Genomic DNA, 14,607 nt, shown 5'->3' with positions numbered 1-14,607 from the left:
GCACATGCGACGCCGGCGGCTGCTGCTGGCCATCCTGCTCCTTCCCGCGGGCGCGGCCGCGCAGCAGCGCGCGACGCGCAGTCCCGCCAGCGACTTCTGGTTCGACCCGACGCAGCTTCCCGCGTTCACCGGCATCGTGGAGCGCTACCTGCTGAACCCGCGCGGCGAGACGGACGCGCTCCTGTTCCGCGAGGGGCCGCAGATCGTCTTCCCTCCGGAATTCGGGGCCGCGGTGCGCGCCGCCGCCCCGCCCGGCCGACCCATCGTGGTCTGGGGCATCCGGGCGCGGCATGCGCCGGTGATCACCATGCTCGCCTTCGCGCCCGACGCCGAGGCCGCGCCCGTGGTGGTTGAGCGGTTCTACTGGCGAGCCGGACGCGACGCCGCGGAACAGGCCGCGCCGCTCGCCGTGCAGGGCATCGTGAAGGCGCCCTACTTCGCGCCGCAGGGCGAGGTCACCGGGGCGGTGCTGGAGGACGGCACCGTCGTGACGGTCCCGCCCGGAAGCGTCGAGGCGCTGCGCGACCTGCTGAAGGCCGGCGCGACACTCGCCGCAGAGGGTCGCGGCGTCGCGGGCGAGAACGGACGCGCGCTGGCGGCGGACCGGATCGGGGCGAACCCGGAGGCGCTCCGTCCCATTCCTGCCTCGCCAGCCCCCACGTCGCGACAACCTTGAGCGGGACATCGCCCGAGGACCAGTCGGTCGGCGCGCCGGCGCCGCCAAGGCGCGGCTTCTTCGCGCAGTTCTGGCGCATCATCCGCATCTACTATGGCAGGCCCGGGGACCGGATCCGCGCCTGGGGCTACACGCTCTCGGTGGTCGGCCTGACGCTGCTCCAGATCCTGGTCGAGCTGCGCTTCAACACCTGGAACCGCGACTTCTTCGATGCGCTGGAGGCGCGGGACAGGGCGGCCTTCTACGGCCAGCTCTGGACGCTGCTGCTGCTGCTGTTCGCCGCCATGGTCAGCGCCGTCGCCCAGCTCTGGGCGAAGCAGATGCTATCCCTCGACTGGCGCCGATCCCTGGTGTGGGATCTGCAGTCGCGCTGGCTGAAGGCGGGCACGCACTACCAGCTCAACTTCATGCCCGACGCGGCGGACAACCCCGACCAGCGGATCAGCGAGAATACGCGCTGGGCGACAGCGATGGCGGTGGACCTGCTGGTCGGGCTGCTCGGATCGATCCTCACGCTCGCCACCTTCCTCGGCGTACTCTGGACGCTGTCGGGCCCGCTGCACATCGCGCTCGCCAGCAGCGAATTCGAGGTGCCGGGCTACATGGTCTGGGCTGCGCTCGCCTATGCGACGATGGGCAGCCTGCTGACCTTCCTGCTCGGCGGCCCGATGGTCAGCATCAACATGCGTCGCAACCAGGCGGAGGGCGACCACCGCTTCGCGCTGATCCGCATCCGCGAGAACAGCGAGGGTGTTGCGCTGATCCGTGGCGAGCCGGACGAGGACCGCGGCCTGCGCGCCGCCTTCGGGCGCGTGATGGCGGTGATGAACGAGCTCTACGGGCGGGAGCGGGCGCTGATGTACCTGACCTCCGCCTACGGCATGGCGGCCGGCGTGGTGCCGATCATCGTGGCGAGCCCGCGCTACTTCGCCGGCGCCATCACCCTCGGCGTGCTCATGCAGATCACCCAGGCCTTCCTGCAGGTGACGCGCAGCCTGAACTGGTTCGTGGACAAGTATCCGCTGCTGGCCGACTGGCGCAGCCACATCGAGCGCGTCGCCGCGCTGGAGGACAGCATCGAGGCAGCGGAATCGCTCGAGGCCGACCAGACCATCAACCTGGTCGTCGGCCCGACCGAGGACGGGCGGGAAGTGCTGGCGTTCAAGGATCTCCAGGTCGGCCACGCCGACGGCAACGTGGTCATCCAGGACGCGAATGCGGAGATCGCGGCGGGCGAGAAGGTGCTGCTCGTCGGCGAGAGCGGCACCGGCAAGTCCACGCTGTTCCGCGCCATCGCGGGCCTCTGGCCCTGGGGCTCGGGCGAGATCCGCACGCCGGCGCCCGAGCGCATGTTCTTCATGCCGCAGCGTCCCTACATCCCGCTCGGCAGCCTGCGCGCGGCGCTCGCCTACCCGGCGGCGCCGCGCAAGTTCCCCGACGCCGCGATGCGGGCCGCGCTGGAGCGCTGCGCGATCGGCGAGTTCGGCGCGCGCCTCGACGAGGAGGAGCGCTGGGACCGGGTGATGTCGCTCGGCGAGCAGCAGCGGCTGGCCTTCGCGCGCCTGCTGCTCCACCGGCCGGCCTGGGTGTTCCTGGACGAGGCGACAGCCGCGCTCGACGAGGAGAACCAGGATTCCATGATGCGGCTGTTCCGGGAGGAGCTGGCCGACAGCGCCCTCGTCTCGATCGGCCATCGCCCGGGGCTCGACGTGTATCACGACCGGACGCTGACGCTGATGCGGGCGCCGGACGGCGCCAGGCTGGAAGTCCGGCGGAAGGCGCAGCCGGCGAAGCGGAAGGTGCGGGCCGGCCCGCTGGTCGCCGCCGGGCAAGGCGCCCTGCGCCGGATGATGCGCCGGGGCTAGCGGGGCCGGTCCAGCCGGCCCCGCCCCGATTGCCTGCGGCTCAGCGCCAGGCCGGCCGGCCCAGATCCACCTGGCTGGGGCTGGTCAGCGCGCCGCCGGCCGCACCCGCCGCGCCGCCGAGCAGCGCGCCCGTTCCGGCGCTGCCGGTCAGCGAGCCGATGGCCGCGCCCGCGCCGGCGCCGAGCAGGCCGCCCGAAACGGCCCGGTCCCCCGTGGTCTGGCCGCAGGCGCCGAGCATTGCCGCGCAGCCGATGACGATGGCAAGTTTCCGCATCTTCCGTCTCCTGTCAGAAGCGAAGTGACGCAGGCGGAACGCCCCTTGCGCGCATGGGTTCGCCCGCTTCGGGGCTTGAGCGGGCGGCGGGGGAAGGCTAAGGCAGCCGCGCGCGCCACCCGCGAAGCCGTGAGCAGCAGGTGCCGGCCCGCCGCAACCCGCCCGGGCCGGGCGCCCGGCGCGCCGGGCCGCGGATCGGCGCCGCACCGGCCACCGGCCCCGCTCGGAAGGTTCCTCCGCATGTTTGCTCGCCTGTTCGGCTTCTTCTCGGCCGACATGGCCATCGACCTCGGCACCGCGAACACCCTGGTCTACGTCAAGGGACGCGGCATCGTGCTGAACGAGCCGTCGGTGGTCGCCATCTCCGATCTTCGGGGCAAGAAGCAGGTGCTGGCGGTGGGCGAGGAGGCCAAGCTGATGCTCGGCCGCACGCCTGGCTCCATCGCCGCCATCCGGCCGCTGCGCGACGGCGTCATCGCCGACTTCGAGGCGGCGGAGGAGATGATCAAGCACTTCATCCGCAAGGTGAACAACCGCCGCGGCTTTGCCTCGCCGATGGTGGTCGTCTGCGTCCCCTCCGGCTCCACCGCGGTCGAGCGCCGCGCCATCCAGGAAAGTGCCGAGAGCGCCGGGGCGCGCAAGGTGCTGCTGATCGAGGAGCCGATGGCCGCCGCGATCGGCGCCGGCCTGCCGGTGACCGAGCCCTCGGGCTCCATGATCGTGGACATCGGCGGCGGCACCACCGAGGTTGCGGTGATCTCGCTCGGCGGCATCGTCTATGCGCGCAGCGTGCGCGTGGGCGGCGACAAGATGGACGAGGCCATCATCTCCTACATCCGCCGCAACCATAACCTGCTGATCGGCGAGAGCACGGCCGAGCGGATCAAGATGGAAATCGGCGCCGCGGCCGCCCCGCCCGAGGGCGACGAGGGCCCGCTGACCGAGGTGAAGGGCCGCGACCTGATGAACGGCGTGCCGCGGGAAGTCGTGGTCAGCCGCCGCCAGATGGCCGAGAGCCTCTATGAGCCGGTGGCGCAGATCGTCGAGGCGGTGAAGGTGGCGCTGGAGAACACGCCGCCGGAACTCGCCGCCGACATCGTGGACAAGGGCATCGTGCTGACCGGCGGCGGCGCGCTGCTGCACGGGCTGGACGAGGTGCTGCGCAACGCGACCGGCCTGCCGGTGGTGGTGGCGGAGGATGCGCTGTCCTGCGTCGCGCTCGGCACCGGGCGGGCCCTTGAGGAAATGAAGCGGCTTCGCCACGTCCTCAGCACCATGTATTGATGGGGCGCGGCGGCCGAGGGGAAGGCCGCCTGCCTGACAGGGGATAAGCGCGGTTGATCCGACTGAGCATCCCGCTCCGCCAGGCGCTGTCGCGGCTGTCTCTGCCGGTGATGATCGCGGCTGCCTTCGGGACCATGCTGCTGGGCAAGGCCGACGCCATGCTGGCGGAGCGGGCGCGCACGGTGCTGGCCGACCTGCTCTCCCCCTTCTACGCCGCCTTCGCCGAGCCGGCGCGCGCGGTGCGCGGCGTCGTCGCGGACCTTCCCGAGCTGCTGGCGATCCGGGAGGAGAATGCCCGGCTGCGCGAGGAGAATGAGCGCCTGCGCCGCTGGCAGGCCGCGGCGCTCGCGCTCGAGAGCGAGAACGCGCTGCTGCGCCGCCAGCTCGCCTTCATCCCGGAGGCCGCGCCCTCCTTCCAGACGGCACGCGTGGTGTCCGATGCCGGGGGCGTCTATGCCCGGGCCGTGCTGATCGCGACGCCACCCGAGATCACGGTGCGCCGCGGCCAGATCGCGCTGGACGAACGGGGCTTCGTCGGGCGCGTGACCGAGGTGGGGCGCCGCTCCGCCCGGGTGCTGCTGGCCACCGACATGAACAGCCGCATCCCGGTGACGCTGGAAGGAAGCCGCGGCCGGGCGATGATGGTCGGCACCAACGGGCCTCGGCCGCGTCTGCAACACTGGTCCGAAGGCATCCGGCCGGCCGAGGGCGAGCGGCTGGTGACCAGCGCGGAGGGCGTCTCCTTTCCCGCCGGCCTGCCGGTCGGCGTGGTGCGCTGGAGCGAGTCCGGCGTTCCCGAGGTGGACATGTTCGCCCGCCTGGGACAGCTCGACCTGGTGCGCCTGTTCGATTTCGGCCTGGGCGGCATCCTGCCGCCCGAAGCGATCGCGCGGCCGGAACCGCGCCCGCGGCGATGAGGCCGGAGGTGGTCGGGCGGCGCCAGCCCTCCCCCGGCCTGCTCCGCCGCGCGGAGGCCTGGGCGCGGGCGGTGCTGCCGACGCTCTGCGCCATGCTGGCGATGGTGGTGGCCGGCGGCCCGACCGGGGTGGCGGCCCTGGTTCCGGCCGTGACGCTGCCGCAGGTGGTGTTCTGGTCCATCTTCCGCCCCGGCGCGATGCCGGCGGCGGCGGTGTTCCTGCTGGGGCTGCTGCAGGATCTGCTGACGCTGGCGCCGCTCGGGACCGGGGTGCTGACGCTGCTCGTGGCGCATGGGCTAGCGCTGGCCTCGCGACGCGTTCTGGCGCGGCAGAGCTTCCTGGCGGTCTGGCTGGCCTTCTGCGTCTTTGCCGCCGGCGCCGCGGCGCTCGGCTACCTGCTCACCGCGCTGATGGCGCTTGCGCTGCCGCCGCCGGCCCCGGCGATCTACCAAGCCGCGCTGACGGCCGGCCTCTACCCCGCCTTCGCCTTCCTGCTCGGCCGCCTCCACGCCATGATGCTGCGGGCCGAGGAGGCAGAGTGACCGAGCGCACCCGACGCGGCCAGGAAGGCGACGGTCGGCGCGCCTCGCGTGCCGAGGCCGCGAAGGCGGCCCGCGCAAACCCCGGCCTTCCCGCCCGCGCGCTCGTGGCCTGCGCGCAGGCAAGGCCGCAGCGCGGCCGCCCGCCGTCTGAGGGCATGCGAAGCTGCGAGGCCGCGAAGGCGGCCCGCGCACAGCCTGCCCTTCCCGCCCGCGCACCCGTGGCCTGCGCGAAGGCAAGGCCGCGGAGCGGCCGCCCGCCGTCTGAGGGCATGCGAAGCTGCGAGGCCGCGAAGGCGGCCCGCGCACAGCCTGCCCTTCGCGCCCGCGCGCCCGTGGCCTGCGCGAAGGCAAGGCCGCGGAGCGGCCGCCCGCCGTCTGAGGGCAGCAAAAAATGAGCCGCCGACAGCGCGAGGAGGAGCGTGCCCGCGGCATCTTCACGCGCCGCGCCCTGGTGCTGGGCGCGGCGCAGATGGGCCTGCTCGGGGTACTCGCGCACCGCCTGCACCGGCTGCAGGTGGAGGAAGGCGAGCGCTATGCGACGCTCGCCGAGGAGAACCGCCTCTCCGCCCGGCTGCTGGCCCCGCCGCGCGGCCGCGTGCTGGACCGCGAGGGCCGCATCGTGGCGGCCAACCAGCTCAACTGGCGCGCGCTGCTGGTGGCCGAGCAGACCGCCGATGTCGGCGCCACGCTCGAGACCTTCAGCCGCATCGTGCCCCTGACCGAGCAGGAACGCGCCCGCGTGGAACGCGACGTGCGCCGCCGCCGGCGCTTCGTGCCCGTGGTGGTGCGGGAGTTCCTGACCTGGGAGGAGATGGCGCGCATCGAGATGAACGCGCCTGACCTGCCCGGCGTCAGCGTGGATGTCGGCACCACGCGCATCTACCCCGAGGCCGAGCACCTTGCGCATGTCGTGGGCTATGTCGCCCCGCCCTCCGAGCGCGACATGGATGGCGACCCGTTGCTTGAACTGCCCGGCATCCGCGTCGGCCGCGCCGGCGTCGAGCGGCACCACGACCGCATCCTGCGTGGCCGCGCCGGCACGGTGCAGCTCGAGGTCAACGCGGTCGGGCGGGTGATCCGCGAGCTCGACCGGCGCGAGGGCGTGCAGGGCGACGACGTGCAGATCAGCATCGACACCGAGCTGCAGAAGGCGGTGCGCGCGAAGATCCAGGACGGCACCTCGGTGGTGCTGATGGATGCCCGCAACGGCGAGGTGCTGGCGCTCGGCACCCAGCCCTCCTTCGACCCCAACATCTTCAATTCGGGCGTCTCGGCCGCGCAGTGGCGGCAATGGACGGCCAACCGCGCGACGCCGCTGATCAACAAGCCGACCAACGGTCTGTATGCGCCCGGCTCCACCTTCAAGATGGTGGTGGCGCTGGCGGCGCTGGAGGCGCGCGCGACGACTTTCGGGGAACGCGTGCACTGCCCGGGCCACATGGATCTCGGCCGCACGCGCTTCCATTGCTGGAACCGCTACGGCCATGGCGGGATGGACATGCGCACGGCGCTGAAAGTGTCCTGCGACGTGTATTTCTACGAGATGGCCAAGCGCATCGGCATCGACCGCATCGCCGCCATGGCGCGCCGCTTCGGCCTCGGCGTGCCGCTCGATATCGAGCTGCCGGGAACGAAGGCGGGGCTGATGCCGACGCGCGAGTGGCGCCTCGGGCAGGGCAGGCCCTGGGCGCTCGGCGACACGGTGGTGCATGGCATCGGACAGGGCTTCTACCAGCTCACGCCGCTCTCGCTCGCCACCATGACGGCGCGGCTGGCGACGGGGCGGGCGGTGCAGCCGCATCTGACGCGCGCCATCGGCGGCCGCCCGGTGCGCGGCATCCGCGCGGAGGACTGGCCGAGCCTCGGCATCCCCGCCACGCATCTGCGCATGATGCGGGAGGCGATGTGGGCGGTGGTGAACGAGCAGGGCGGCACCGCGCGCACCTCGCGCCTGCCGTCCGAGCTCGGCGTGCAGATGGCGGGCAAGACCGGAACGACGCAGGTGCGCCGTGTCTCCCGCGAGCAGCGCGAGCGCGGCTTCCGGGTGGACCAGCTGCCGCGCGAATGGCGGCCGCATGCGCTGTTCGTCGGCTTTGCGCCGCATGACGACCCGGTCTTCGCCTGCGCCGTGGTGGTGGAGCACGGCACCAGCGGCTCCGGCGCCGCCGCGCCGCTTGCGCGCGACGTGCTGGCGGAGGCCTTCAAGCGGCTGCGCCCCGTCCCGGGGGGCCTCGGGCCACGCGTGGCGGAGGCGACACCGCGATGATCTTCGAACGTCGCCTGCTGCTGCGCGACCGCGGCGCCGGCGTGCTCGAGAAATTCTGGCGCATCCCCTGGCTCTTCGTGCTGCTGCTCTGCGGCGTGGCGGCGGTGGGCTATGTGGCGCTGTATTCGGCCGGCGGCGGCGCGCCGGAGCCCTATGCGCAGCGCCACGCCATCCGCTTCGGCTTCGGCCTGGTGGTGATGCTGTCCATCGCGATGGTGGACATCCGGCTGATCCAGCGCTTCGCCTGGCTTGGCTACGTCTTCGGCGTCGGGCTGCTGGTCCTCGTGGAACTGCATGGCCGGGTGGGCGGCGGAGCGCAGCGCTGGATCAACATCGGCCCGCTGCAGCTGCAGCCTTCCGAGCTGATGAAGATCCTGCTGGTGGTGGCGCTCGCCTCCTGGTTCCACCGGGCGAGCTGGGAGCGGATGGGCAACCCGCTGTTCCTGCTGCCGCCGCTGATCGCCATCGCCATCCCGGCGGCGCTGATCTTCAAGCAGCCGAACCTGGGCAATGCGCTGATCACGGTGATGATCGGCGGCGCGGTGTTCTTCGCCGCCGGCGTCAGGCTGTGGAAATTCGCGCTGGTGATCGCGGCAATCGGCGTGCTGGCACCCATCGCCTATGACCACCTGCATGACTACCAGAAGGCGCGGATCACCACCTTCCTCGATCCGGAGAGCGACCCGCTCGGCGCCGGCTACAACATCATCCAGTCCAAGATCGCGCTCGGCTCGGGCGGTCTGTGGGGCAAGGGCTTCCTGCAGGGCACGCAGGGGCACCTGAACTTCCTGCCGGAAAAGCAGACCGACTTCATCTTCACGATGATCGCCGAGGAGTTCGGCCTGGTCGGCGCGCTGAGCGTGCTGGGGCTGCTGGCCGCGGTGATCGCCTTCGGCTTCCTGGTGGCGGTGGTGAGCCGGCACCAGTTCGGCCGGCTGCTGGCGGTGGGGCTGGCGACCAACTACTTCCTGTATGTCTTCGTGAACGTCGCGATGGTGACCGGCACCATCCCGGTCGGCGGCGTGCCGCTGCCGCTGATCAGCCATGGCGGCTCGGCGATGCTGACGACGATGGTCGGCTTCGGGGTGCTGATGTCGGCCTATGTGCATCGCGGCGCCGACCTCGATGCCGGGCCGGGCGATGGGTGAGGCGCCGAGGGCTGCGCGTGGCCGAGGGCAGGCCTGCGCAACCGGGCTGGACAAACCCGGCGCCACCCCCTATTTGCGGCGCCCCGGGCGGGCGCATAGCTCAGTTGGTAGAGCAGCTGACTCTTAATCAGCGGGTCCAAGGTTCGAATCCTTGTGCGCCCACCACCCTTCCCCGACGTTTCTATGGGTTCCCTCTCATCGAGGCGGTGCATTGGCACGGACGCCACGCATTGCCGGCGGCAATGGGCAAGGCGGCCTGTCGTCACCGGGCGTCGTGCGGAGCGTGACAGCGCACGTCAGTGGCACGCCACAGACGCGACGCATTCATCCGGATCCTGACACAACAACACACCTGCGGCGCCGGACTGACGCGTAAATCCTGACCCAAGCAGGTCCGCGCGGTCAGGAGCGCCAACGTAAATGCCGCCCAGCAGAACTGGCAGGAGGCCCGGCAAACGCGCGCCGACGGAACTGGCGATGGTCACCTGCAGCGAATGCGGCGTGAGCTTCCTTCCGCGAGGCGTTCAACAGACCTGCTCCCATGCATGCGGTCATGAGGCGCGACGCAAGCGAAGGGAGGTGGAGCATCAGACAAAAGCGAAGGCCGATACGCCATCGCGGTGAAGGTGGCAGTCCGATTTCGCTGTCCACGCCAAGCACACCGATGCCACGGAAAGGCCCTCATCTCGTCCGGCTGTCGGCAAACTCGACCCGTTTGGGAGTTTGTCTGCAGCAGGACTTGAAGGGAGGAAAAACCGGTGCCGCAATCTCATCAGTCGCATACGCTGCCCGCTCCGCTTCTGGAGGAGTTCGTGCGGCGTCAGACCTTCGCCTTGGAGAAGTTGCACCGAGACAGGGCTTACCCCTGTGAGCTGCGAGCCGCGAGAAGGATGCTCAGGTCGTTCGAGGCGCAGCTTGAGGCGGCGCGACACCGTAACAGCCCCGCAAGGATGACGCTGCCGCGCTCACACAGGGACGGGCACACCCCGCGAGCCGCGTAGCAGGCTGGTGCTGCAGCCGCCGAAGGCATTGGGCGGCGGTGTCCAGGCCCCGGCTTCCCGCTGGCCAGCGACCACAAGCCGCATCCTGCGTTGATCATCGCGGCGATGCTTTCCCGCGGTGACGCTCGGCGCACCGGGGCGGGCGCGACCGCGGGAGAAAGGCGCTCATGGCGCGCGCGATCGCATACGGGGTGCTTGCGCTGCTGGCCGTGCTGGCCATTGGGCTCGGCGCGCTGGCCTGGCGGCTCGACCGCGGGCCGATCGCGGTGCCGCAGCTGGTCCCCAGCATCGCGGCCGCGCTCGACCCGGCAGGCCCGGCGCGGATCGAGGTCGGCACGGCGCGGCTCGGCTGGCGCGGCTTCGCCGAAGGCGGGTTGAGCCCGGTCGAGATCCTGGTCTCGGACCTCCGACTGCTTGGTGAGGACGGCGCGACGCGGCTCGAGGTGCCGCGCGCGCGGATCGGGATCGCGCCGGGCCGGCTGGTCTTCGGCGACGTGGCGCCGCGCAGCATCGAGATCCGCGACGTGGTGCTGCACGCGACGCGCACCGAGGATGGCGGCTTCGACCTCGGCCTCGGCGCCGCTCCCGCGGCCGGGCCGCCGGTTGTCAACGCCCTTGGGCGGCTGATCCAGGCCCTGGCCGAGCCGCCCGAGGGCTCGCCCCTCGCGGCGCTGGAGGATCTGGTCATCCTGGACAGCCAGGTTCTCGTCACCGACCGACAGCTTGAGCAGGAATTTCGCGTGCAGGACGTGTTCGTCATCATTCGCCGCGAGCCAGGCGGCGTCATGGAGGCGGAGGCGAGCGGCGCCCTGGTGCTGGCGGAGGCGACGATGCCCCTGCGCGCCTCGGCGGAACTCGCGCGCGCGCCGGCACGCCTGCGCCTCGCTGTCTCGCTTCCGAACATCCGGCCGGCCGCCGTGGCGCGGCGGGTGCCGGCCCTCGCGCCCGCCGGCATCCTCGATGCGCCGGTCGCGCTTACGGCGACGGCAACGCTGGACCGGGACGGAAGGCTGCTGGATGGGAGTGGGACGCTGCAGGCTGGGCCAGGCCGCTTCGATTTGCCCGATGCCGGCGGCATTCCCTTCACGGCGCTACAGGCGAGGCTGCAGGCGGCGCCCGAGGCGGTTCGGCTCGACGAGTTCGTGCTGGCCCTCGCCCCGGCGCCTGGCGCCGCCAGCGCGCCGACGCTCCGCGGCTCGGGTCAGGCCACGCTGCAGGGCGAGCAGTGGCAGGCGGAGGCCGATATCGCGCTGGATCATGCGCAACTCCGGGCGCTCGAAACATGGTGGCCGGGCGGCCTGGCCGGGGCCGCGCGGGGCTGGGTGGGGGGCAACCTCACCGCCGGCGCGGTACGGGACGGGCGCTGGCACATCGCCGCGACCGCGCCTGCGAGCCTGGACAGCGTGGAGCTCACCGCCTTGTCCGGCGAGGCGCAAGTGGAGGAGGTGGCGGTGCGCTGGCACCCCGATCTGCCGCCGCTCGAGGGGCTATCGGGCCGCGCGGAGTTCACGCTCGACGGGATCACCTTGGCGGCTAGCGAGGCGCGACAGGCGGGGACGGCACTGCGCCTGTCGCAGGGCACCCTGAAGCTGTCAGGGCTCGGGCCCGGGCCCGCACGGGCGGAGCTGCGCGGCCAGGCCGCCGGCCCCGTCGCCGATCTCTGGGCACTGCTGCGCACGCCCGGCCTCGGCCTGCTGCCGGAGCGCGGCCTTCCCATCCACGACCCGACCGGCACGCTGCGGGCGGACATCGCCGCGACCGTCCCGCTCGCCGGCCCGATGGTGGCGCGGGAGCCGCTGTTCGAGGTGGCCGCGCGACTGGAAGCGCTGCGCCTCCCCGAACTGGTGCTCGGCCACGACCTGACCGACGGCGCCTTCGATGTTCAGGTGGACAGCCAGGCGCTGGAGGCCACGGGCACGGCGCTGCTCGGCGGCGTTCCGGCGCGCGGCACGGTGACGCTGGACTTCGGGCTGGCGCCCGGGGAGAGCACCGCCTTACGGGTGGAGGCCGAGGCGCGCATCACCGCCGCACGCCTCGCCGAATTCGGCTTAGACCCGGGAGACGTGGTCAGCGGCCCGGTGGACCTTGCAATCCGCTACGAGCAGCGCGGCGGCGATCCGGCCCGGCTGACGACGCATGCCGACCTCGAGGCCGCGCGCATCGCCCTGCCCCTGCTCGGCTACGCGAAGCAGCCAGGCATCCCCGCCACCGCGGCTGCGGCGCTGCGCCTGGCGGGCGGCGAGCTGCGCGGGATCGAGAGCGTGCAGGCGGAGGCTCCCCGGCTGCTGCTGCGAGGCAGCGCGCCGGAGGATGCATCACGGCTCGAGATCACGGAGGGAAGCATCGGCGCGACGCGCTTCACCGGCGTGGTGCAGCGCCCGCCGGCGGCGAACGAGCCTTGGAACGTCGCGCTGCGCGGGCCGGTGCTCGACCTGCGTCCGCTGCTGAGGGCGGTCGGCGACGGCGATGTGCCCGGCGGCGATGCCCCGGCAGCCGAGGCGGGCCGGCCGACCTTGGTGCTCGATGCGCGGTTCGAGCGTGCCCTCACCCCGGCACAGGAGGTGCCGATCCGCGACTTCGCACTCGCCGCGCGGCTCGGCGGCAGCGCGCTGCGGGACCTGTGGGTGCGCGGCTCTCCCGGGGGTGCCGGCGCCTTCGCCGCCCGCCTCGCGCCGCGGGACGGCGGCGGGCGCCTGCTGCGGGCGGAGGCGGCGGATACAGGCCGGCTTCTCGCGGCCTTCGGCGTGCTTCCCTCCTTGCATGGCGGACGGCTGCAGCTTGTCGCGACGCAGCCGAGCCTGGCCCGAGGAGCGCCGATCAGCGGCACGGTGGAGCTGACGAATTTCGTGCTGCGCGACGCGCCGACCCTCGGCAAGCTGCTGCAGGCGCTGACCGGCTATGGCCTGCTGGAGGCGCTCAGCGGGCCGGGCCTGAACTTCGTCAGCCTGACGATGCCCTTCCGGCTGGAGCCGGAGACGCTGGTGATCGGGGAATCACGCGCCTTCTCCGCATCGCTCGGGCTGACGGCGCAGGGCCGCGTGGATCGCAGCAGCCGCACCCTGGACCTGCGCGGCACGGTGGTGCCCGCCTATGTGTTCAACTCGCTGCTCGGCAACCTGCCGATCATCGGGCGACTGTTCAGCGCCGAGCGCGGCGGCGGGCTCTTCGCCGCCGCCTTCACCGTGCAGGGGCCGCTTGCCGATCCGCGGGTCAGCGTGAACCCGCTGAGCGCGCTGACGCCCGGCTTCCTGCGCGGCATCTTCAATCTCGGGGACGAGGACGCCGCCGGGGCGCCGCAGGAGATGCCAGTCCGCTGACGTGCTGTCGTTCCGCGGCCGGTCAAGCCGGTCGGAACACGCAACCAGCCAGTTCTAGCCGAGGAGACTCGCGGCCACCGCCGCCACGCTGCTCCACAAGCCGAGGGAAGCGGTGCCGACGAGGAGAATGGCGGCCCGCCGAGGCAGCCGTCCGTCGTCGGCGCGGGCCCGCGCCTGATGCGTCTGGATCGTGCGGGCTTTCCAACTGCTCATTGCACGCGCCCCCGATGCAACATGAAAGAGGAGCGTAGCGGCGTGAACGGGACATGACACGTCATGAAGTGCAATCTAATTTAGGCCTTTGTGCATGCAAGAATGCTGGCTGCCGGAAGTCCCGTTCGGCGCCGCCGCATGCATCAAGCCGAAGGCGGATGCTGCTGCCACCAGTGGCGCGCGATATCCGCCCGTCGTGCCACCCACACCTCGTTCCGGTGCTGCGCCACATGCGCGAGGAAGCGCTGCAGCGCCCGCGCGCGCCCGGGCCGGCCGACGAGGCGGCAATGCAGCCCGACCGACATCATCTTCGGGCTGCCCGCCCTGCCCTCCTCCAGCAGCAGGTCGAAGGCGTCGCGCAGGTGGCGCTCGAAGCCGTCCGGGTCGCCGAAGCCGGGCGGCACGGCGAACTTCATGTCGTTGTTGTCGAGGGTGTAGGGGATGACCAGCACGTCCTTCCCCTCGACCTTCACGTAGTGCGGCAGGTCGTCGTCGTAGCTGTCGCTGTCGTAGAGGAAGCCGCCGTGGCGGGCGACGAGGCGGCGCGTGCGCGGGCTGAAGCGGCCGGTGTACCAGCCCATGGGGCGCGTGCCGGTCAGCTTCTCGATCGTCTCGACGCAGCGGGCGATGTCGGCGGCTTCGTCGGCCTCGCTCATCGCGTGATAGTCGAACCAGCGCCAGGCGTGGCTGGCGACCTCATGGCCGGCATCGGCGAAGGCACGGGCGACATCGGGGTTCAGCTCCAGCGCGCGGCCGACACCGTAGACGGTGAAGTTGAAGTTCTGGGCCGCGAAGAGGCGCATCACGCGCCACACGCCGGCACGGGCGCCGTAGTCGAACTGGCTCTCGACGCTGCGGTTGCGCTCGCCGATCACCGGCGATCCGCCCGGCACTTCGTGCAGGTAGAGCTCGCTGCCCTTGTCGCCGTTCAGCACGGTGTTCTCGCCGCCCTCCTCGTAGTTCAGCACGAAGGAGAGGGCGAGCTTCGCGCCGTTCGGCCAGCGCGGGTCGGGCGGGCTGGCCCCGTAGCCGCGCAGGTCGCGCGGATAGCCGGAGCCGTCATCGGGGAAGCGGGGTGCGTCGGTCATGACCGCGACTGTATCG

The 14,607-nt window shown here is 72.1% G+C and carries 10 protein-coding genes and 1 tRNA gene; 9 read left to right on the top strand and 2 right to left on the bottom strand.

The window, feature by feature from the left end; translation table 11 throughout:
* Positions 1-4: 4 nt before the first annotated feature.
* Together DFH01_RS10200 and DFH01_RS10195 are read left to right on the top strand one after the other, a co-directional pair.
* Positions 5-676, top strand: coding sequence for a hypothetical protein (locus DFH01_RS10200; RefSeq protein WP_109870331.1), 672 nt, complete (start codon positions 5-7; stop codon positions 674-676).
* On the top strand, positions 673-2,541 hold the full coding sequence (locus tag DFH01_RS10195; protein WP_109870330.1) for an ABC transporter ATP-binding protein/permease: 1,869 nt from the start codon (positions 673-675) through the stop codon (positions 2,539-2,541). Before DFH01_RS10200 ends, DFH01_RS10195 begins: the two co-directional genes overlap by 4 nt.
* Before the next feature lie 40 nt (positions 2,542-2,581).
* Here the strand turns inward: DFH01_RS10195 and DFH01_RS10190 are convergent, their stop codons facing one another.
* Positions 2,582-2,815 (bottom strand): YMGG-like glycine zipper-containing protein, encoded by a 234-nt coding sequence (locus tag DFH01_RS10190; protein ID WP_109870329.1) that lies wholly within the window; start codon positions 2,813-2,815, stop codon positions 2,582-2,584.
* Between the two features lie 240 nt (positions 2,816-3,055).
* Here DFH01_RS10190 and DFH01_RS10185 point away from each other — a divergent pair, with 240 nt between their 5' ends.
* From DFH01_RS10185 to DFH01_RS10155, 7 genes are all read left to right on the top strand, one after another.
* Positions 3,056-4,099, top strand: coding sequence for a rod shape-determining protein (locus tag DFH01_RS10185; protein WP_109870328.1), 1,044 nt, complete (start codon positions 3,056-3,058; stop codon positions 4,097-4,099).
* 53 nt (positions 4,100-4,152) lie between these two features.
* Complete coding sequence (gene mreC, locus DFH01_RS10180) at positions 4,153-5,016, top strand: rod shape-determining protein MreC (RefSeq protein ID WP_109870327.1); 864 nt, start codon at positions 4,153-4,155, stop codon at positions 5,014-5,016.
* The gene (mreD, locus tag DFH01_RS10175) at positions 5,013-5,558 is read left to right on the top strand and encodes a rod shape-determining protein MreD (RefSeq protein ID WP_109870326.1); all 546 of its coding nucleotides are present in this window, start codon (positions 5,013-5,015) and stop codon (positions 5,556-5,558) included. Before mreC ends, mreD begins: the two co-directional genes overlap by 4 nt.
* Before the next feature lie 391 nt (positions 5,559-5,949).
* Positions 5,950-7,824 carry a penicillin-binding protein 2 gene (mrdA, locus tag DFH01_RS10170; RefSeq protein WP_109870325.1) on the top strand — a complete coding sequence of 625 codons (1,875 nt, stop codon included), beginning with the start codon at positions 5,950-5,952 and terminating at the stop codon, positions 7,822-7,824.
* The gene (gene rodA / locus DFH01_RS10165; protein ID WP_109870324.1) at positions 7,821-8,972 is read left to right on the top strand and encodes a rod shape-determining protein RodA; all 1,152 of its coding nucleotides are present in this window, start codon (positions 7,821-7,823) and stop codon (positions 8,970-8,972) included. The genes mrdA and rodA overlap by 4 nt, the downstream gene beginning before the upstream one ends.
* A gap of 89 nt (positions 8,973-9,061) precedes the next feature.
* A tRNA-Lys gene (locus DFH01_RS10160) sits at positions 9,062-9,137 on the top strand.
* A 1,003-nt stretch (positions 9,138-10,140) separates the two neighbouring features.
* The gene (locus tag DFH01_RS10155; protein ID WP_109870323.1) at positions 10,141-13,290 is read left to right on the top strand and encodes a YhdP family protein; all 3,150 of its coding nucleotides are present in this window, start codon (positions 10,141-10,143) and stop codon (positions 13,288-13,290) included.
* Positions 13,291-13,646: 356 nt separating this feature from the next.
* On the opposite strand, the gene puuE is transcribed toward DFH01_RS10155, so the two are convergent.
* The gene (gene puuE / locus DFH01_RS10150) at positions 13,647-14,591 is read right to left on the bottom strand and encodes an allantoinase PuuE (RefSeq protein ID WP_109870322.1); all 945 of its coding nucleotides are present in this window, start codon (positions 14,589-14,591) and stop codon (positions 13,647-13,649) included.
* Positions 14,592-14,607: the final 16 nt, after the last annotated feature.

The organism is Falsiroseomonas bella (assembly GCF_003173615.1).
Classification (GTDB): domain Bacteria; phylum Pseudomonadota; class Alphaproteobacteria; order Acetobacterales; family Acetobacteraceae; genus Falsiroseomonas; species Falsiroseomonas bella.
Note: the sequence above shows the minus strand (reverse complement) of the source record. Positions and strands in the feature narration are given on the sequence as shown.